At 61.7% G+C, this 20,596-nt stretch carries 18 protein-coding genes; 2 read left to right on the forward strand and 16 right to left on the reverse strand.

The features are described from left to right. Positions 1-17: 17 nt before the first annotated feature. From P3T20_RS36220 to P3T20_RS36295, 16 genes are all read right to left on the reverse strand, one after another. Positions 18-983 carry a DNA-methyltransferase gene (locus P3T20_RS36220; protein WP_074266604.1) on the reverse strand — a complete coding sequence of 322 codons (966 nt, stop codon included), beginning with the start codon at positions 981-983 and terminating at the stop codon, positions 18-20. 11 nt (positions 984-994) lie between these two features. Beyond that, entirely contained in the window at positions 995-2,188 is a 1,194-nt protein-coding gene (gene trpB / locus P3T20_RS36225) for a tryptophan synthase subunit beta (protein WP_074266605.1), read from the reverse strand. Between the two features lie 60 nt (positions 2,189-2,248). Continuing rightward, positions 2,249-2,977 carry a phosphoribosylanthranilate isomerase gene (locus P3T20_RS36230; protein WP_074266606.1) on the reverse strand — a complete coding sequence of 243 codons (729 nt, stop codon included), beginning with the start codon at positions 2,975-2,977 and terminating at the stop codon, positions 2,249-2,251. Next, a complete protein-coding gene (truA, locus tag P3T20_RS36235) occupies positions 2,974-3,786 on the reverse strand; it encodes a tRNA pseudouridine(38-40) synthase TruA (protein WP_074269234.1) in 813 nt (270 codons plus the stop codon). The genes P3T20_RS36230 and truA overlap by 4 nt, the downstream gene beginning before the upstream one ends. Before the next feature lie 8 nt (positions 3,787-3,794). After that, positions 3,795-6,593 carry a FimV/HubP family polar landmark protein gene (locus P3T20_RS36240; RefSeq protein WP_429289435.1) on the reverse strand — a complete coding sequence of 933 codons (2,799 nt, stop codon included), beginning with the start codon at positions 6,591-6,593 and terminating at the stop codon, positions 3,795-3,797. A 139-nt stretch (positions 6,594-6,732) separates the two neighbouring features. Continuing rightward, positions 6,733-7,854, reverse strand: a complete 1,122-nt coding sequence (gene asd / locus P3T20_RS36245; protein ID WP_074266608.1) for an aspartate-semialdehyde dehydrogenase — start codon at positions 7,852-7,854, stop codon at positions 6,733-6,735. A 391-nt stretch (positions 7,855-8,245) separates the two neighbouring features. Beyond that, positions 8,246-9,313 carry a 3-isopropylmalate dehydrogenase gene (leuB, locus tag P3T20_RS36250; protein ID WP_074266609.1) on the reverse strand — a complete coding sequence of 356 codons (1,068 nt, stop codon included), beginning with the start codon at positions 9,311-9,313 and terminating at the stop codon, positions 8,246-8,248. A 73-nt stretch (positions 9,314-9,386) separates the two neighbouring features. Further along, complete coding sequence (gene leuD, locus P3T20_RS36255) at positions 9,387-10,037, reverse strand: 3-isopropylmalate dehydratase small subunit (RefSeq protein WP_074266610.1); 651 nt, start codon at positions 10,035-10,037, stop codon at positions 9,387-9,389. 82 nt (positions 10,038-10,119) lie between these two features. Then, positions 10,120-11,529 (reverse strand): 3-isopropylmalate dehydratase large subunit, encoded by a 1,410-nt coding sequence (gene leuC / locus P3T20_RS36260; protein ID WP_074266611.1) that lies wholly within the window; start codon positions 11,527-11,529, stop codon positions 10,120-10,122. A gap of 326 nt (positions 11,530-11,855) precedes the next feature. Beyond that, entirely contained in the window at positions 11,856-13,157 is a 1,302-nt protein-coding gene (gene gltA, locus P3T20_RS36265; RefSeq protein ID WP_074266612.1) for a citrate synthase, read from the reverse strand. Positions 13,158-13,229: 72 nt separating this feature from the next. Continuing rightward, entirely contained in the window at positions 13,230-13,499 is a 270-nt protein-coding gene (locus P3T20_RS36270) for a succinate dehydrogenase assembly factor 2 (RefSeq protein WP_074266613.1), read from the reverse strand. Positions 13,500-13,582: 83 nt separating this feature from the next. Continuing rightward, positions 13,583-14,287: a succinate dehydrogenase iron-sulfur subunit gene (locus P3T20_RS36275; protein ID WP_074266614.1), complete on the reverse strand. Its 705-nt coding sequence runs from the start codon at positions 14,285-14,287 to the stop codon at positions 13,583-13,585. 24 nt (positions 14,288-14,311) lie between these two features. Then, positions 14,312-16,087, reverse strand: coding sequence for a succinate dehydrogenase flavoprotein subunit (gene sdhA / locus P3T20_RS36280; protein WP_074266615.1), 1,776 nt, complete (start codon positions 16,085-16,087; stop codon positions 14,312-14,314). A gap of 4 nt (positions 16,088-16,091) precedes the next feature. Then, positions 16,092-16,460, reverse strand: a complete 369-nt coding sequence (gene sdhD, locus P3T20_RS36285) for a succinate dehydrogenase, hydrophobic membrane anchor protein (protein WP_074266616.1) — start codon at positions 16,458-16,460, stop codon at positions 16,092-16,094. Between the two features lie 4 nt (positions 16,461-16,464). Beyond that, positions 16,465-16,881 (reverse strand): succinate dehydrogenase, cytochrome b556 subunit, encoded by a 417-nt coding sequence (sdhC, locus tag P3T20_RS36290; protein ID WP_074266617.1) that lies wholly within the window; start codon positions 16,879-16,881, stop codon positions 16,465-16,467. 193 nt (positions 16,882-17,074) lie between these two features. Continuing rightward, positions 17,075-17,878, reverse strand: a complete 804-nt coding sequence (locus P3T20_RS36295) for a GntR family transcriptional regulator (protein WP_074266618.1) — start codon at positions 17,876-17,878, stop codon at positions 17,075-17,077. A gap of 511 nt (positions 17,879-18,389) precedes the next feature. Here P3T20_RS36295 and P3T20_RS36300 point away from each other — a divergent pair. Further along, positions 18,390-19,373, forward strand: a complete 984-nt coding sequence (locus tag P3T20_RS36300) for a malate dehydrogenase (RefSeq protein WP_074266619.1) — start codon at positions 18,390-18,392, stop codon at positions 19,371-19,373. A gap of 181 nt (positions 19,374-19,554) precedes the next feature. Then, a complete protein-coding gene (locus P3T20_RS36305; protein ID WP_074266620.1) occupies positions 19,555-20,571 on the forward strand; it encodes an HpcH/HpaI aldolase/citrate lyase family protein in 1,017 nt (338 codons plus the stop codon). Positions 20,572-20,596: the final 25 nt, after the last annotated feature.

Consider the following 20,596-nt stretch of genomic DNA (forward strand, 5'->3'; position numbering starts at 1 on the left):
CGCTTAGGGGCGTTAGCTCAGGTTTCAACATCCACAGATGCAACGGGCGTGGCGGGTTCGGTCAGCGCAACCGGCGCGGCCGCGCTGACGCGTTCACGCGCTATCGCGCAGTAACTTTCATTAATTTCATAGCCGACGAATTCGCGCCTCTGACGTGCGCAAGCGACTGCCGTGGTGCCGCTACCCATGAACGGGTCAAGCACGCGGCCGCCCGGCGGGCAGCTCGCGAGCACCATCCGCTCGACGATCTCCAAAGGTTTCTGGGTCGGGTGATCGACCCGCTCGGCATGCTGCCGATGCAGGCGCGATACCGACCAGACATCCTTCGGGTTATAGCCTTGCTCCAGCCACTTGCTGCCTTCGAACAACTTGCGCGAACGCGCCTTCTTCGTGATGGCATCGTACGGGATGCGGACGGGATCGAGATCGAAGTAGTAATCCTTCGACACCGCGAAAAAGCCGACGTTGTCGTGCACGGACGTGAAGCGACGGGTGGTGCCGCCCATGCTCGGCACGCGCCGGTCCCAGATGATCTCGTTGACCATCGTGAGACGAGTCTTCAGGAAGCAGAAGATTTCCGGTGCGTATTGCCACGTGCAAAAGATATACAGCGAACCGGACGGCTTGAGCTTCGGGATCGCCAGCTCAAGCCAGCTACGCGTCCAGGCGATAAAGTCGTCGCCCGAACGCATATCGGAGTCGTTGCCGTAGTCCTTGCCGAGCCCATACGGCGGATCGGCAAGGATCAGGTCGATCGACGCATCCGGCAGGTTCGCCACATCGGTCAGAAAATCGCGGTTCAAGAGCTGAATACCGGCGGGCACCACAGGCAAAGCAGCCGGAGACGCCAATGCAGGCGCCTCGGTTGCTTCGACCTGGGGCGTTTCGGCTTGAGCTGTTACAGCCTCGGCCATCGCGGCCTCAGTCGCTCCAGCCTCGGGGTCGTCGATCGCCGGTTGCGGCTCGTCGAACTCGTCGCGCATCGTCGCGGCGCTCAGAACGTGATACCCGATCGCTCAGCGACCGTGTGCATGTCCTTGTCGCCGCGACCCGACAGGTTCACCAGAAGGCACTTGTCCTTCGGCAAGGTCGGCGCGAGTTTGGCCGCATAGGCCAGCGCGTGGCTCGATTCGAGCGCCGGAATGATGCCCTCGATCCGGCAGCAATCGTGGAACGCCTTGAGCGCTTCTTCGTCGGTGATGCCGACGTATTGCGCACGGCCAGTTTCGTGCAACCAGGCGTGCTCCGGGCCGACGCCCGGATAGTCGAGACCCGCCGACACCGAATGCGTCTCGATAATCTGGCCGTTTTCGTCCTGCAGCAGATAGGTGCGGTTACCGTGCAAGACTCCCGGGCTACCGCCGATCAGCGAAGCCGCATGGCGACCCGTGTCGAGGCCATCCCCGGCAGCTTCAACGCCGATCAACTGCACTTCTTTGTCATCGATATATGGGTAAAAGATGCCCATCGCGTTAGATCCACCGCCCACGCACGCGATTACCGCATCCGGCTGACGGCCGACCAGTTCGGGCATCTGCACCTTGCACTCATCGCCGATCACGCGCTGGAAATCGCGCACCATCATCGGATACGGATGCGGACCCGCGACCGTGCCAATGATGTAGAACGTGCTTTCGACGTTGGTGACCCAGTCGCGCATTGCTTCGTTGAGCGAGTCTTTCAGCGTTTTGGATCCCGATTCGACCGGCACAACGGTAGCGCCAAGCAGTTTCATGCGATACACGTTGGCGGCCTGCCGGCGTACGTCCTCCGAACCCATGTAGACCACGCACTCCATGCCGAAGCGGGCAGCAATGGTCGCCGTGGCGACCCCGTGCTGCCCCGCGCCGGTTTCCGCGATCACTCGCTTCTTGCCCATGCGTTTGGCGAGCAGGGCCTGGCCGATTACGTTGTTGATCTTGTGGGCGCCAGTGTGATTCAGGTCTTCACGCTTGAGGAAAACCTGAGCGCCGCCAAGCAGTTCGCTCCAGCGCTGAGCATGATAAATCGGGGAAGGACGGCCAACGAAGTGCTTCAGTTCGCGTTCATATTCAGCAACGAACTCGGGGTCTTTCTGGAATTTTTCGTAGGCTTCACGCAGCTCGTTGAGTGCATGGACCAACGTTTCAGCGACGAACACGCCGCCAAATTGGCCGAAATGGCCTCGTTCATCGGGCAAGTTATACATGGTGTCACTCTTCTCAGTGTACCGGACCGCCCGCTTCGTGCGAGGCCGGCTCCGGCGGAATCACTCTGCGTCCGCCGCGCGCACTGCGCGTACGAACGCCGCCATCCGGGCATGATCTTTCACGCCCTTGGCGCCCGCTACTTCGATGCCGCTCGAGACATCGACCGCGTACGGGCGCACGCGATGAATCGCATCACTGACGTTTTGCGCGTTCAACCCACCACTCAAAACGGCCCGACGCGCGAGCTCTGCTGGAATAAGTGACCAATCGAAAACCTTCCCGCCGCCGCCATAGCCTTCGACATGGGTGTCGAACAGAAGAGCGCTGGCAGCTGCATAGTTAAGTGCCGATTTTACCAAATCGGCTTGCTGAGTATCGGCCTCAACCCGCAAAGCGCGCAACCAAGGCAAACCCGCAACGCTGGCGAGCGCCTCACACTGCTGAGGCGTCTCGTCGCCGTGGAACTGTAGCAGGGTGAGCGGAACGTTGCTTACCACCTCGCGCATCCACTCGGGCGACGCGTTCACGAACAGCCCTACCACCGACACGAACGGCGGGACGTCCCGCACCAGTTCGAGCGCCTGCGCTACGTTAATCGAGCGCGAACTGGGCGGATAGAAATTGAGGCCGATAGCATCCGCGCCGAGGTCGATGGCGTGGGCCACGTCCTCGGGCTTCGACAACCCGCACAGCTTGATGCGGGTCCGATGGGGCGCCGCGGCTTGCGTCGCGCCCTCCTGCTGGGGTGCGCCGGCCGCGGCCGGCTGGTTCAAGGTGGTTGAATTCATGATTGCGCTGATTCGGTCCAAACGGTACTCCACGGCACACTGGCCGCCTGCGCAGCGGGCACCGCGAATTCCTGAGGATAGCCCACTTGCGCGAGATATAGGCCGTCAGGCATGAAAGTAGGGGCGGCCTGATTGCGATCGCGGCTCGCCAGCACATCGGCCATCCACGCCGCAGGATAGCGCCCACGTCCGACTGCCACGAGACAGCCCATCAGATTGCGCACCATGTGGTGCAGGAAGGCGTTGGCGCGGAAGCGGAAGTGGATGAAGTCGCCCTGCTGCCGCACGTCGATCTGGTACAGATGCTTGACTGGTGTTTTCGCCTGGCATTCCGACGAACGGAACGCTGAAAAATCGTTCTCGCCGATCAGATAAGCGGCGGCGGCGCGCATCGCCTCGACGTCGAGCGGCGTGTGCACCCAGCCGGCGCGTTCGGCCAGCATCGGCGAGCGGACCGGGTGGACGTACAGCGCGTAGTAATAGGTCCGCTCGAACGCCGAAAAGCGCGCGTGGAACGTCTCCGGCATCGGCTTCGCCCACTGAACCGCGACCGTTTTGGGCAGAAACGCATTGGTGCCGCGCACCCACGAGAAATCCGTACGATCCAGTTCGGTGTCGAAATGCACGACCTGTCCGAGGCCGTGCACGCCGGTATCGGTACGGCCGGCCACCACGGTCTGCAGGGGCGTCTGCGCAAATTCGCGGAGCGCTCTTTCGAGCGCATCCTGGACCGTCTTGCCATGCGGCTGCGACTGCCAGCCGCAAAATGCCGAGCCGTCGTACTGGATTCCTAGCGCAATCCGTGTCACGGCGGGCATTACGACAGAGGCCGCAGCGTCGACAGCAACGCCCGCGCTTCGCTGCGCGTGGCAGCGTCGTTCGTATCAATCACTTCCTGGATCAGCGCTCGCGCGCCGGCCAGATCGCCCAGTTCGATGTACTCGGAGGCCAGATCGAGCTTGTTGCGGGCAATCCGGACCAGGTCATGCGGCGTGAACGACGGCAGCGGTTGCGCGGGACTCGGCGGCAACTCCAGATCGAAGTCCAGATTCAGCGCGCCGAAGCCGGCAGCGCCTAGCCCGGCGACGGCCGCTGGGCCTGCCGTGCCTGCAGCGATTTCTTCGGCGACAGGGAGTGAGCCCGCGGAACCGTGCATGAAGGCGTGCTGCGCGGTGATTACGGGCTCCACAACCGGCTGCGTCGACAGCGAAGCAGGTGGCGTTACCGGCGTGGCTGGCGATACTGGCTCCGTGCGCGGCGGCAAAGCCATGTCGAGGCTGCCGAAGGCGTCGACTGCGTCGCGGGGGAAGCTGCTTGCGGCGGCCGGCTCAGATGGGGCGTCGCTGAGGGGCTGCTCTGCCGGGGATGCGTTTTCCTCGACCTGCGGCGCCTGTTCGAATGTTTCGGGCGCGGAGGGCTGTTCGTGCGCCGATGGGGAAAATGCCTCGGGCGACAGCGATTCTCCGTGCGGCACCGGTTCAGATGCCTCGGGTGTCAGCGGCTCGCCCCACTCCGGCTCAAGTTGCGGCGGCGAGGGGAGCGGCTGCGGGGCTCCTGCGTGATCGAGCGACGGCTCGGCGGGATGTTGGCCGAATGGCGACCCCGCTTGCGGCTCGCCAAGCGGCGCCGGTGCACCGAAATCCATCTGCGGATGCGGCGGTTCGTTGCGTTCAAGCGGCGGCTCTTCGGCAACACTCTCCTCAGAGGGATGCGCCGCGGGCTCGGTCCATTGATTCGGGCCGGCCGGCGCAGGGTGGATCGGATGCTCGATCGCTGGGTGGAACTGGTCTGGACGCAATACGTCAGTCCCGGGTTCTATGACCGGGGCGTGATCGGCCGAGGCGGTGGTGTCTTCGAAGGAGAACGGTGCAGAAGTGTGCTCGGCCGGTTCGTACGTCGCTGTTTCGCTCTCTGCTGACTTCCGTACTGCGGCCTCGTGCTCTTCCACTTCATGCGAGGCCGCTTCTTCATGAGATGCCGCGTCATGAGCCGCTGCCTCGTGCTCTGCGATCTGCCGGGCCGTTGCCTCCCGATCCGCCAATTCACGTGCAGTTGCTTCCTCGTGCGCAGCAGCCTCGCGAGCCGCTGCTTCGCGCTCTGCAGCCTGTTGGGCTGCCGCCTCACGCTCCGCGGCTTCACGTGCAGCCGCTTCCTCGTGTGCCGCAGCCTCACGGGCTGCTGCCTCGCGCTCTACGGCCTGCTGGGCTGCTGCCTCCCGCTCCGCCGCTTCACGGGTAGCCGCTTCTTCGTGTGCCGTAGCCTCGCCAGTTGCGGCTTCGCGCGCCGCGTACCCACCGGCAACCACTGGGTCAGACGTACCAATCTCATCATGCGGCGCGAAGTTATCCCGCGCCAGCACAGTCTCCGGCCCCGCCACGGCTTCAGTTTCAGACGCCCCGGCAACCTCCGCCGACGTCACGCGACTCTTACGCCGACGCATCCCTAGCGCAGCCAGCAAGGCGACCGCCGCTGCGCCGATTGCAGCGGCAAAGCCGAGGTTCACCGGGGACAAGTCGAAGCCGCCACTCTGAGTGTGCGAACTCGCCACAGCACCCGTGCTCTGCACATGAGTCCCGCTGGCAACGACCGCCGGACTGCTCTCAACCGTCGCAGGACCGCTCGCCGAAGCAGGCTGCGCCGGCTTGCCGCCGATGCCATGCTTTTGCAATTCCAACAGCACGCGGCTCTTCAGCGCGAGCAACTGTTGCAGACTGGAAACCTGCGTCGGAGCCTGCAAGGCCTGCGGAGCGGAGGAAGGCGTAACCGGCAGCGTCGCAGACGCAGACGCCGCGGAGGCGACCGATGCGCCGGTCGCCGGCTGGATCGAGCCCGTCCAGACATGCGCACCCACCGTTTGCGAGGCAGACGGCGCGACGGCTGTCGACGAAACGCCGGCAGGCGCCGAAGCCGCGCCAGACACCGCGCCGGACGCGGCCATAGCGGCCCCACTGCCGGCCAACGGCGCGCTAACGCCAGCGCCAGCAGCGGTGGCCGAACTCGCCTGAACCGCTGCACTCGCGAGCCCAGAGACGGCCGGAGCAGCCTGCATGGCAGCACTCGCTGCATTCGCCTGCCCACTGGCAGGCTGCGACGCAGCGCTGACCGCAGTACTTGCCGCGGTTGCCGTGGCCGCCGTAGCGGGTGAAGCCGCCGACGACGACGAACTCGCCGCTACAGCCGAACTTGCTGCCGCCCCCGATGGTGCCGAGGCCCCCGCGGCATCCGAAGCCACGATCGCCGCGCCCGTCGCATCCAGCGCCGGAATCGTCAGCACTGACCCCAGTCTCAGCCGGCTCGGGTCGTGCGACATAAACGCGTTCGGGTTTGCGTCGAACAAGGCCTTCGAGGCGCGCGCCAGCGTCGCGCGATCGTGCGACTGCGTGGCCGCGATCGCTACGTCATTCAGCGATTGCCCCGGATGAATCGAATACTGGCTGCCGGCGGCGAGCGGCGCGGAAGCACCGGCTGGCGCGCTGGCCGCGTCGACAGTCGCTGCCTGAGCGCCGGTTGCACCCCCACCCAGGCCGCCCAGCACGAAGGCCAGGCTAGCCGCGGCGGCGAACCGGCACACACGGCTGCGCGCGATAGCGCGACGGTAAGCGTGTCGGACGGTCATCTGGACCACGGGCGCGTCAGCGCTCAGCCCTTGTTTGCGGTTGGATTGAGACAAGATTTTGGGAGCACACCAATGAAAAAAGCGCCGCGCGAGCGCGACGCTTTTTGAGTTTTTACGCGTCGTAGCCGCGTAGTTTACTTTACTTGTCGAGCAGAATGCGCAGCATCCTGCGCAGCGGCTCTGCGGCGCCCCACAAGAGCTGGTCGCCAACCGTGAAAGCCGACAGATATTCGCCGCCCATCGCCAGCTTGCGCAGACGTCCAACCGGCACCGTCAGCGTGCCCGTGACCACCGCCGGTGACAGATCGCGGATCGACGCTTCGCGCTCGTTCGGCACAACCTTGACCCAGTCATTGGCCGAGGCGAGGATGCTGCTCACCTCGTCGAGCGGCACGTCTTTCTTCAGCTTGATCGTCAAAGCCTGCGAGTGGCAGCGCATGGCGCCGATGCGCACGCACAATCCGTCCACCGGGATCGAACCGGGCGTGCCCATGGCCGGCTTGCCGAGGATCTTGTTGGTTTCCGCGCCGCCCTTCCACTCTTCCTTGGACATGCCGTTGCCGAGGTCCTTGTCGATCCACGGAATCAGCGAACCGGCGAGCGGCACGCCGAAATGCTCGGTCGGCATGCGGTCGCTGTTCATCGCGGCGAGCACGCGGCGGTCGATATCCAAGATCGCCGACGACGGATCCGCCAGATCTTCCTTGGCCGAGCCATACAGCGTGCCCATCTGTTGCAGCAATTCACGCATGTTCTGCGCGCCCGCGCCCGATGCAGCCTGATACGTCATGGCCGTCATCCAGTCGACGAGGTTTTCGCGGAACAGGCCACCCAGCGCCATCAGCATCAGGCTGACCGTGCAGTTGCCGCCGATAAAATTCTTCTGACCCTTCACCAGCGCGTTCTTGATCACGTCGAGGTTGACCGGATCGAGAATGATGACGGCGCCGTCCTTCATACGCAGCGACGAAGCCGCGTCGATCCAGTAGCCGTTCCAGCCCGCTGCGCGCAGCTTCGGGAACACGTCATTGGTGTAGTCGCCGCCCTGGCAGGAGATGATGGCGTCGCACTTCTTCAGGTCGTCGATGCTCGAGGCATCTTTGAGCTTGGTCTCGTTTTTAGCGAACGACGGCGCGTTGCCGCCCGCGTTGCTGGTGCTGAAAAACACCGGTTCGATCAGATCGAAATCGCCTTCCTGCTGCATACGCTGCATCAGGACGCTGCCGACCATGCCGCGCCAACCTACGAGACCTACGTTCATGACACTTACCCTTCGAGTGGAGGCTTCCCCGCATCTTTGCCCGCAGTGACCGCGCGGGGAAGATGGGCGGGCACGACGGACGATCAGCGAATCGTGATCGTTTTCGGGGTAATTGCTTTAATCAGCGTTTTGACGCTAATGGCGAGCTCAACCACACGGGCCGTTTTGCCGTGATGGTTAGAAATCGAGGTGATTTGGTGAGCGCTAGCCATTTCTACAGTCTACACGAAAACCGGATTTGGGCGGCCTGATTCGCCGCTTTTGCGCGCGAATGGGCCGGATTTCGGGCCATTCGCGCGTGTGCGCGTGTCGGACTTACGACATCGTCACTACGTCTTTACGGGCCACGAAACGTTCGCGGCCCGGGTAAAACACAACGCCAACAACAGCCTTAAAGCGCGGCGACGACAGCATCGCCCATCGCCGCAGTACCGACCTGCTTGCAACCCGGCGTGAGGATGTCGCCAGTACGGAAGCCTTGCTCCAGCACCTTCTTCACGGCGGCTTCGATGCGATCGGCCTGTTCGGCCTTGTTCAGCGAATAACGCAGCATCATCGCGGCGGACAGGATCGTGGCCAGCGGATTCGCCACGCCCTTGCCGGCGATATCCGGCGCCGACCCATGCGACGGCTCGTACAAGCCCTTATTGTTCTTGTCGAGCGACGCCGACGGCAGCATGCCGATCGAACCCGTCAACATAGCGGCTTCATCGGAAAGGATGTCGCCAAACATGTTGCCGGTGACGATTACGTCGAACGACTTCGGCGCCTTCACCAGTTGCATGGCCGCGTTGTCGACGTACATGTGCGACAGCTCGACGTCCGCGTATTCCTTCGAGACATCGATCATGATGTCCTTCCAGAATTGCGACGTTTCGAGCACGTTGGCCTTGTCGACCGAAGTCAGTTTCTTGCCGCGCTTTTGCGCTGCCTGGAAAGCAACGTGCGCGATGCGGCGCACTTCCGGCTCCGAATACCGCATCGTGTCGAAACCTTCCTTCGCGCCGGCAAACGGGCCGTCCGGTGCGTCACGCAGACCGCGCGGTGCGCCGAAGTAAATATCGCCATTCAGTTCGCGCACGATCAGGATGTCGAGGCCCGAAACGATCTCTTCCTTCAGCGACGACGCACCCGTCAATTGCGGATAGCAGATCGCCGGACGGAAGTTCGCGAACAGTTGCAGATGCTTACGCAGACCCAGAATGGCCTGCTCGGGACGCAGCGCGCGTTCGAGCTTGTCGTACTTCCAGTCGCCGACGGCGCCGAACAGGATCGCATCGGCTTCCTTCGCGAGCGCGAGCGTCGAATCGGGCAGCGGATGGCCCTTGGCTTCGTAACCCGCGCCGCCAACGGGCGCTTCTTCGAGCTCGAATTTCTCGCCGAGCACATTCAGAACCTTGACGGCTTCCTTGACGATTTCCGGACCGATGCCGTCGCCGGGCAACACTGCGATCTTCATGCGAATTTCCTTGATTGTTTTCTTTTAAACCTGGGCACGCAAAAGCGCTACCGCCTCAAACTCAGGCGTGCACTTAACCGACGATACGGTGGCCCAGCCACGGCTGCTTCGTCAGACGCTCTGCTTCGAACTGACGAATCTTGTCAGCGTGACGTAGCGTCAGGCCGATATCGTCGAAACCATTCAGCAGGCAGTACTTACGGAAGCCGGCAACTTCGAACGGGTACTCGGTGCCGTCGCCGATGCGCACGGTCTGCGCTTCGAGATCGATGGTCAGCTCGAAACCGTTGAACGCGTACGTTTCGTTGAACAGATGATCCACCTGTTGCTCTGTGAGCACGATCGGCAGCAGACCGTTCTTGAAGCAGTTGTTGTAGAAGATGTCTGCGAAGCTCGGCGCGATGATCGCGCGGAAGCCGTACTGCTGCAGCGCCCACGGTGCGTGCTCACGCGAGCTGCCGCAGCCGAAATTCTTGCGCGCCAGCAGGATCGACGCGCCTTGATAGCGCGGCTGGTTCAGCACGAAGTCGGGATTCAGCGGGCGCTTCGAATTGTCCTGACCCGGCTCGCCGTGGTCGAGGTAACGCCATTCGTCGAACGCATTCGGACCGAAGCCCGTGCGCTTGATCGACTTCAGGAACTGCTTCGGAATGATCGCGTCCGTGTCGACGTTTTCGCGATCCAACGGCGCCACGACGCCGGTATGTACGATGAATTTATCCATGGCCCATCACCCATCAGAGTAAAGACCGGCGGCTGCGCCACTGGGCGCGCCGCCGGTGGAATCGAAACAGAATCGCAGCGGCTTAGCCGAGCTTGCGAATATCGACGAAGTGACCTTCGATGGCAGCAGCAGCAGCCATCGCCGGACTCACGAGGTGAGTACGCCCACCTGCGCCCTGACGGCCTTCGAAGTTGCGGTTAGACGTGGACGCGCAACGCTCGCCCGGATCCAGCCGGTCCGCGTTCATTGCGAGGCACATCGAGCAGCCTGGCTCGCGCCATTCGAAACCGGCGTTGGTAAAGACCTTATCCAGCCCTTCACGCTCAGCCTGCGCCTTAACCAGACCCGAGCCCGGCACGACCATCGCCAGACGGATGTTCGGCGCGACGCGGCGGCCCAGCTTGCGCACGACATACGCTGCGGCGCGCAAGTCTTCGATACGCGCGTTGGTGCACGAGCCGATAAAAATCTTGTCCGGCTTGATGGATTCGATCGGCAGATTCGGTTCGAGCGCCATGTACTTCAGCGCACGTTCCATCGCGTCGCGCTTGACCGGATCTTTCTCGCGTTCCGGATCCGGCACGCGGCCATCGATTGCGGTCACCATCTCCGGCGACGTACCCCATGTGACTTGCGGCACGATTTCCGCAGCATTCAGTTCGACGACGCGGTCGAACTTCGCACCGTCATCCGATTTGAACTGCTTCCAGTATTCGACTGCGTGATCCCACTCGACGCCTTCCGGCGAGAACGGACGACCCTTCAGATATTCGATTGTCGTGTCGTCAACGGCGACCATGCCAGCCCGCGCGCCGCCTTCGATCGCCATGTTGCAGACGGTCATGCGGCCTTCCATGCTGAGCGCGCGGATTGTCGAACCGCCGAACTCGATGGCATAGCCCGTACCGCCTGCCGTACCGATCTTGCCGATAATGGCGAGCACGATGTCCTTCGCGGTACAACCGCGCGGCAATTGCCCTTCGACCTTCACCAGCATGTTCTTGCTCTTCTTCTGCAAGAGCGTTTGCGTAGCCAGCACGTGCTCGACTTCCGAAGTGCCGATACCGTGCGCGAGCGCCCCGAACGCGCCGTGCGTGGACGTATGCGAGTCGCCGCAGACGATCGTCATGCCCGGCAGCGTAGCGCCCTGCTCCGGCCCGATGATGTGCACGATGCCCTGGCGCAGGTCGTTCATCTTGAACTGCGTGATGCCGTAGGAATCGCAATTCGTATCGAGCGTGTCGACTTGCAGCTTCGACACCGGATCGGCGATGCCATGACTGCGGTCCGTAGTGGGCACGTTGTGGTCGGACACGGCCAGATTCGCGCTGATCCGCCACACGGGACGCTCAGCCAGCTTCAGGCCTTCAAACGCCTGCGGGCTGGTGACTTCGTGCAGCAGGTGACGGTCGATGTAAAGAATCGTCGTACCGTCTTCTTCCGTGTGGATCACATGTGTGTTCCACAATTTGTCGTAGAGAGTCTGTGCCATGGTATGCGGGGTAGTGATGACTGCGGGCAAGCTGTGTGTGCGATTGATTATGCCACGCTGATCCGCGATTTTGCGCACCGTTTAACGGAAAAACCCAGAAAAAACAGGGAGTTGGGTGGTAGTGGCGATACCTGTATCGATGGCACCCGGCAAGGTGCGGCGCACAAAGTCACGCCTGATCTGACCCGCCATCAACCCCAAAAGCAAAACGCCCCAACGTTTAACCCGTTGGGGCGTTTCCTTAACCGCAGCGCAGCATCACGCGTAGTACACAGCAGTCTGAATCGCTTAACCGCTAACTACACTACGCGACAATCTACACCTGCTTACCGGTCCGAAATAGCCTTCGCTTCACGCGGCGTATCGCCAACAAACAGCTGACGCGGACGGCCGATCTTCTGTTCCGGATCGGCAATCATTTCGTTCCACTGCGCAATCCAGCCCACCGTACGTGCCATCGCGAAGATACACGTGAACATCGACGTCGGGATGCCCAGCGCGCGCTGCACGATGCCCGAGTAGAAGTCAACGTTCGGGTACAGCTTGCGCGACACGAAGTACTCGTCTTCCAGTGCGATCTTTTCCAGCGCCATGGCCAGCTTGAACAACGGGTCGTCGTGCAGGCCCAGCTCTTCCAGCACTTCGTGGCAGGTTTCGCGCATCAGCTTGGCACGCGGGTCGTAGTTCTTGTACACGCGGTGACCGAAGCCCATCAGCTTCACGCCCGAGTTCTTGTCCTTCACCTGCTTGATGAACTCAGGAATGTTGTCGACCGAGCCGATCTCTTCCAGCATGTTCAGCGCCGCTTCGTTCGCGCCACCGTGTGCCGGGCCCCACAGGCAGGCGATACCGGCTGCGATACACGCAAACGGATTTGCACCCGACGAGCCGGCCAGACGCACCGTCGACGTGGACGCATTCTGTTCGTGATCCGCATGCAGGATCAGGATACGGTCCAGCGCCCGCACCAGCACGTCGTTGACCTTGTACTCTTCGCACGGGTTCGAGAACATCATGTGCATGAAGTTCGCGCTGTACGACAGTTCGTTCTTCGGGTACGCAAACGGCTGGCCGATGCTGTACTTGTACGCCATCGCCACCAGCGTCGGCAGCTTCGCGATCATGCGAATCGCCGACACGTCACGGTGACGCGGGTTATTGATGTCCAGCGAGTCGTGATAGAACGCCGACAGCGCGCCGACTGCGGCCACCAGAATCGCCATCGGATGCGCGTCGCGACGGAAGCCACGGAAGAAGAAGTGCATCTGCTCGTGCACCATCGTGTGCTTCGTGACGGTCTCGACGAACTCTTCTTTCTCAGCTGCGTTCGGCAGTTCGCCCTTCAGCAGCAGAAAGCACGTTTCGAGGAAGTCGGCATTCTGTGCGAGGTTGTCGATCGGGTAGCCGCGGTACAACAGCTCACCCTTGTCGCCGTCGATGTAGGTGATGGCCGAGTTACACGCCGCCGTCGACATAAAGCCCGGGTCGTACGTGAACTTGCCGGTCTGGCCGTACAGTTTGCGGATGTCGATCACGTCCGGGCCCATCGTGCCCTTGTAGATCGGCATTTCAACGCTCGGCGAGTTGTCGCTGAACGATAGCGTGGCTTTAACATCTGACGGGGTCATGGCACATCCTCAATCGAAGTATGGAAACAGGGTTTCGATAATTGCACGCGTGGAACAACGGACTGGCTTTACTCAAGCAGTGCGCAGCAGCTCCAGCAACCGGATCACATCCGGCTCTGCAAGGTCGCCTTCTGGTTCCTTGCGCGCGAGGAGCAAGTCCATCAGGTCGTTATCGCTCAGCTCTAGCAGGCGCGTAAGTGCGCCTACGTCGGCATCGCTGAGGTCATGCTCGTATTTGCTGAAAAAACGCTCGAAAATCAGATCGTTTTCCAGCAGGCCGCGGCGGGCGCGCCAGCGAAGGCGCGCCCGCCGAAGCGGGTCAGCTTGATGCGATTCTTGCATGTCAGTACGCGCCGGGCCGCCCCAAGTGTACTGACCGCCCCCTTGGGGGGCAGCGAACGAAAGGGAGCGTGGGGGTTGTTTCATTAGACTGCACGGCGAACCATCAATTCCTTGATCTTGCCAATCGCCTTCGTCGGGTTCAGTCCCTTCGGACACACATCGACGCAATTCATGATCGTATGGCAACGGAACAGACGGTACGGGTCTTCCAGATTGTCGAGACGCTCGCCGGTCGCCTGGTCGCGGCTATCCGCGATGAAACGATAAGCTTGCAGCAAACCAGCCGGACCGACGAACTTGTCCGGGTTCCACCAGAAGCTCGGGCACGACGTGGAGCAGCTTGCGCACAGAATGCACTCGTACAGGCCGTCCAGCTCTTCGCGTTCTTCCGGCGACTGCAGACGTTCCTTTTCGGGCGGCGGCGTATCGTTGATCAGGTACGGCTTGATCGAGTGATACTGGTTGAAGAACTGCGTGAAGTCGCAGATCAGGTCACGCACGACGGGCAGACCCGGCAGCGGACGCAGCACGATCTTCTGCGGCAGGTCGTTCATGTTAGTCAGGCACGCCAGACCGTTCTTGCCGTTGATGTTCATTGCGTCCGAACCGCACACGCCTTCGCGGCACGAGCGACGGAACGACAGCGTTTCATCCACTGCTTTCAGCTTGAGCAGCGCGTCGAGCAGCATGCGTTCGTGCGAGTCGATTTCGATCTCATACGATTGCATGCGCGGAGCTGCGTCCTTGTCCGGATCGTAGCGGTAGATTTCAAATGTACGCTTGGCCATTTCTGAATTCCTTTGACTTGTGCCTTAGAAGGTACGCGCTTTCGGCGGCACCGATTCGACGGTCAGCGGTTGCATGTGAACCGGCTTGTAGTCGAGGCGATCGCCTTCGCTGAACCATAGCGTATGGCGCAGCCAGTTTTCGTCGTCGCGATGTTCGAAGTCGTCCTGTGCGTGCGCACCACGGCTTTCCTTGCGCGCTTCTGCCGACACCATCGTGGCGCGTGCCACTTCGATCAGGTTCGCCAGTTCCAGCGCTTCAACGCGGGCCGTGTTGAACACCTTCGACTTGTCCTTCAGATGCACGTTATCGACGCGCTCGGCCACTTCGCGGATACGCTCCACGCCTTCGGAAAGCAGCTTCGAGGTACGGAACACGCCGGCGTGTGCCTGCATCGTGGCGCGGATGTCGTTGGCCACGTTCTGCGTGTATTCGCCCGACGAGGACTTGTCGAGCTTGTCGAGACGCGAGAGCGCGAAATCAGCGGCGTCAGCCGGCAACGGCTTATGTTCCTTGATTTCCCGCACGTGCTTGACGATATGGTTGCCGGCCGCGCGGCCGAACACCACCAGGTCGAGCAGCGAGTTCGTGCCCAGGCGGTTCGCGCCGTGGACCGACACGCACGAGCATTCGCCCACTGCGTAGAAGCCGTTGACCGGCTCTTCATGACCCTTCGACGTACCCACGACCTGGCCGTGAATATTCGTAGGAATGCCACCCATCTGATAGTGGATGGTCGGCACAACCGGGATCGGCTCTTTAATGCAATCGACGTTCGCGAACTTCAGCGCGATTTCGCGGATCGACGGCAGACGCTTCAGGATCGTCTCAGCGCCGATGTGCGACAGGTCGAGCAGCACGTGATCCTTGTTCGGACCTACGCCGCGACCTTCCTTGATTTCCTGGTCCATCGAACGCGAAACGAAGTCACGCGGAGCCAGATCCTTCAGCGTCGGCGCGTAGCGTTCCATGAAACGCTCGCCGTTCGAGTTGCGCAGAATGCCGCCTTCGCCACGCACGCCTTCGGTAATCAGCACGCCCGCACCCGCCACGCCAGTGGGGTGGAATTGCCAGAATTCCATGTCTTGCAGTGCGATGCCCGAACGCGCGGCCATACCCAGGCCGTCACCGGTGTTGATGAACGCGTTCGTGGATGCCGCGAAGATCCGCCCTGCACCGCCCGTAGCGAACAGCGTGGTCTTGCCTTCGAGGATGTAGACGTCGCCCGTTTCCATTTCCAGCGCCGTCACGCCGAGCACGTCGCCTTCGGCGTCGCGGATCAGGTCTAGCGCCATCCATTCGACGAAGAATTGCGTCTTCGCTGCTACGTTCTGCTGATAAAGCGTGTGCAGCAGCGCGTGACCCGTACGGTCGGCAGCCGCGCAAGCGCGTTGCACTGGCTTTTCGCCGTAGTTGGCCGTGTGGCCGCCGAACGGACGCTGATAGATCGTGCCGTCCGCATTGCGGTCGAACGGCATGCCCATGTGTTCCAGTTCGTAGACTGCGTTCGGTGCTTCGCGGCACATGAACTCGATCGCGTCCTGGTCGCCGAGCCAGTCGGAACCCTTGATCGTGTCGTAGAAGTGATAGTGCCAATTGTCTTCGCTCATGTTGCCGAGCGATGCGCCGATGCCGCCCTGAGCAGCCACGGTGTGCGAGCGCGTCGGGAACACCTTGGACAGCACGCAGACCGACAGGCCGGCGCGTGCGAGTTGCAGCGAAGCGCGCATCCCCGAGCCGCCTGCGCCGACGATAACCACGTCAAACTTGCGACGCGGCAGAGAATTCTTGATTGCAGCCATTCTTTTATACTCTCCAGAGAATCTGCGCAGCGTAGCCGGCACACGCCAGCAGCCAGACGATCGTCAGGGCCTGAAGGAGGAGACGCACACCGACGGGCTTGATGTAGTCCATCCAGATGTCGCGAATACCTACCCACGCGTGGTAGAACAGGGACAGCAGCGTCACGAAGGTGGCGAGCTTCATCCATTGCGTCGCGAAGATCGACGCCCAGCCGTCATACGAAAAGTCTTGTGCGCCGAAGAACCACGCGAGCAGGATGATCGTGTAGACCGCCATGATCGTCGCGGTAATGCGCTGTGCGAGCCAGTCGCGCAGACCGTAGTGCGCGCCGACGACGAGACGCTTCGGACCGATTCGGTTATTAGCTGACATTTTTTTAGAATGCTCCGAAGAGTTTGAGCGCGAATGCAATTGTCAGAAGCGACGAAACGACCAGTACGATGATGGAGGTTTGCTTGCCCTTCTCTTTCGTCGTGAGGCTGTGGCTCGTGTCCATGAACAGGTGGCGCACGCCAGCGCAGAAGTGAAACAGGAAGGCCCACGCGAGAACCAGCGTGATGAGCTTGACGATGATGTTGGAGAGGAAGCCCTTGAAGACGTCAAAGCTGAGCTCTGAGGTAAGGCTTTGATCGAAGAGGTAAAGCAGGAACGGAAGAAAAACAAACAGCAGCCCACCGCTGACGCGATGGAGAATCGACACACGCCCCGCTAGTGGGAGGCGATACGCCGTCAATATCTGCCCGATACCGATGTTCCGGAACTCCGGCCTCGGTTTTTTTACGGCTTCAGCCATGCTAGACCCCTACTATGTAGTAACACTAATCCTGAATTTTAGCGCCTTTTCATATCGCGCTGCAGCGAAAAACCCCAACGGTCCTTTCCTGCGCACGCGAGAATGGCGTTCTCAAGCGGGTTCCGCGCGTTATGCCCATCACCCTTAAACACATCGATCCAGCTCGAACTTCCGGGTCTCCGACAGCCCGGTTTTAGCTGAGATCGTTCTGATAGTAGTACCCAGTTGTGACATACCATCCGCGCCGCACTTCGACAGGGCGGTCCCCATAGGTATAGGACACGCGATCCACCGACAGCAACGGAAATCCGGGCGGCACCTTCAGCAGGTCGGCGACCGTGGGGTCGGCCGCCACCGCCCGAATCTTCTCGGACGCCCGGATCATACGGGTTCCGAACTCAGTCTCGAACATCGCATAGAGCGGACCCTTGTACTCGGAAAGCCGCTCGAGAGTGAGTCCGCGGAACACGACGCCGGGCAACCAGATTTCGTCGAGAACCGTAATTTCACCATCAAACTGCAAAAGGCGCTTTATAAGCACCACTGGGTCGGCTGGTTTGAGATCGAGCTGGCGAGCGATATCGGCCGACGCGCGCAGGCGGCGGCATTCGAGCAGGCGGCTAACATGAGGGTGTTCGGCGCCGTCATCGGCCAGTAACCTGAGGAAGCGAAACTGGGCGCGATCCTCATTGTGCGTTGCAACAAAAGTGCCCTTGCCCTGACGGCGCACCAGCAGGTTATCCGCCGCCAGTTCGTCGATCGCCTTGCGCACCGTCCCCTGACTCACCTTGAAGCGGGCAGCCAGTTCAACTTCACTGGGAATGATCTCACCCGGCTTCCACTCACCCGACTCGAGGCTGTGTGTAATCAACGCCTTGATCTGCTGATACAAGGGGCTGAAAGTGGGCGATGTAGCGGGCGCAGCAGCAGCGGACGCACCCTCGCCCGGCCCCCCAGGGCCGTTAGGATTCGGAGTGCTCGCCGGGTTCGAATTCATGCGCGCATTTCATCATAAAGGCCCGTCTGCCGTCTATTACTTTCCCGGCAACAGATATGTCTTATATAAGACATAAGATACTGTTGACTTTGCGTGTGCCGACTCCTACACTCCTTGGCGAGCAAGGGTTCGAGGGTTGTTCAACGGCTTTTTCCAGGGTATCCACAGGTACTCCTGGCAGGCCGCCCGGCACCTAAAGCCGCTCTGCATCACGCTGTTGTCCCTCGCGGTCCCGCTTTCGATTCGCCGGTCTTTGTCCCGTCAGACGCTTCGGAAACACACCCTTGCAGGAGCCCGGCACCATGCAGCGGCCACCGGTGTCCCAAGCACCCGCTCCGCTGTACAGGTTTCCGGCATGGCGGTCTTGCCGCAACGCGCTTCCAGCCTCGGCTTTCGGCCTGAGGCGCCCCGCGTAACAGTAAATTCCGCCCTGTTTCACAACGCTTCGCCTAACGCGCATATAGAATGGCGTTTTCCCTAGCGTCTAACGCATCGTCCTGGAGAATTCTCAATGGCTAAGCCCGCAAAGCGCGTTGCCGTCACCGGCGCCGCAGGTCAAATCGCTTACTCCCTGCTATTCCGCATCGCCAACGGCGACCTGCTCGGCAAGGATCAACCGGTGGTCCTGCAACTGCTCGATCTGCCGCAAGCGCAAGGCGCCGTCAAAGGCGTCGTGATGGAACTGGATGATTGCGCATTCCCGCTGCTGCAGGGCGTCGTGATCACCGACGATCCCAAGGTTGCGTTCAAGGACGCTGACGTTGCCCTGCTGGTCGGCGCGCGTCCGCGTTCGAAAGGCATGGAACGTAAGGATCTGCTGTCGGCGAATGCTGAGATCTTCACGGTGCAAGGCAAGGCGCTCAACGAAGTCGCCAGCCGCGACGTGAAGGTGCTGGTGGTCGGCAACCCGGCCAACACCAATGCTTACATCGCGATGAAGTCGGCACCGGATCTGCCGAAGAAGAACTTCACCGCCATGCTGCGCCTGGACCACAACCGCGCTCTGTCGCAACTGGCTGCCAAGTCGGGCAAGCCGGTCGCTTCGATCGAGAAACTGGCTGTGTGGGGCAACCACTCGCCGACGATGTACCCGGATTTCCGCGTTGCAACGGCAGAAGGCCAGGACCTGACCAAGCTGATCAACGACGACGAATGGAATCGCAACACGTTCATCCCGACCGTCGGCAAGCGCGGCGCAGCGATCATCGAAGCGCGCGGCCTGTCCTCGGCAGCGTCGGCAGCTAACGCCGCCATCGACCACGTGCGTGACTGGGTGCTCGGCACGAACGGCAAGTGGGTCACCATGGGTATCCCGTCGGACGGCTCGTACGGCATTCCGGAAGACATCATTTACGGTGTGCCGGTAACATGCGAAAACGGCGAGTACAAGCGCGTTGAAGGCTTGGCAATCGACACGTTCTCGCGCGAAAAGATGGACGCTACGCTGAACGAGTTGCTTGAAGAGCGCGAAGGCGTTCAACACCTGCTCGGCTAAGCGCCTGATGTAGACCAGCCGGGACTCTGTTGCTTGCCGACGGGTTCCGGTTTTTTACGTCCGTATTTGATCCGAACGCGTTTTGCGCCGCTTGATGCGCTGTTCCAGCCCGTCAGGCAACACCAGGCAGAACGCGGTCGAATCCGATTCTCAACGAGCCAATACGCCCCTGACGCCGAAGATGCGCGCCCTCACACCCGCCGAAGTGCTGTTTGACGGCGAAGCGCCGCCCACAGTCCTGCCTGCCTGCGATCACTACGCCGGCAGTGAAAAGCTGATGCTGAAATCGCTCGCTTTGCAGCAGGAGTTGGGGCCGGTGTTCGACATCACGCTCGATTGCGAAGACGGCGCCCAGGTGGGCCGCGAAGCCGAGCATGCGGAGCTGGTGGCGTCGCTGCTGGGCAGCGAGCACGACCGCTTCGGCCGCGTGGGCGTACGGATCCACGATTTCAATCATGCGCACTGGCGCGACGACGTGCGCCTGATCCTGCGCGCCGCCAAACGCGCCCCTGCGTATATCACCCTACCGAAGATCCGCAGCGTTCCCGATGCTGCCGAAATGTGCGCGTACATCGAAGCGACGCGGTGTGAGCTCGGCATCGCTCAAGCCGTGCCGGTGCAGTTGCTGGTCGAAACCCATGGCGCACTGGCGCGAGCGTTCGATCTGGCCGCCCTGCCGGGCGTCGAAGCGCTCAGCTTCGGCCTGATGGACTTCGTCTCCGCGCATGACGGCGCGATCCCCGATACGGCGATGCGCTCGCCCGGCCAGTTCGATCACCCGCTGGTGCGGCGCGCCAAGCTCGAGATCGCCGCGGCCTGTCACGCGCATGGCAAGGTACCGTCGCACAACGTCAGCACCGAAGTGCGTGACATGAGCGTGGTAGCCAATGACGCCACCCGCGCCCGCAACGAGTTCGGCTATACGCGGATGTGGAGCATCCATCCGTCGCAGGTGCCGGTTATCGTGGCCGCCTTTTCGCCGCGCGATGAAGAGATCGCCACGGCCGCCGAAATCCTGCTGGCGGCGCAGGCCGCCCAGTGGGGCCCGACGCGCCATCACGACACCCTGCACGACCGCGCGAGCTATCGCTACTACTGGTCGGTGCTGCGCCGCGCGCGCTCGACGGGACGCACGGTGCCGGCTGAAGCCGCGCCGCTCTTTGCTAAAACCGGTTCCACCAAAGAGTCCGCATCATGAGCGGACATACAGGAGACTGCTGGAG

The sequence above is a fragment of the Paraburkholderia sp. GAS206C genome (assembly GCF_050435645.1).
In the GTDB taxonomy this organism is placed as follows: Bacteria; Pseudomonadota; Gammaproteobacteria; order Burkholderiales; family Burkholderiaceae; genus Paraburkholderia; species Paraburkholderia phenazinium_B.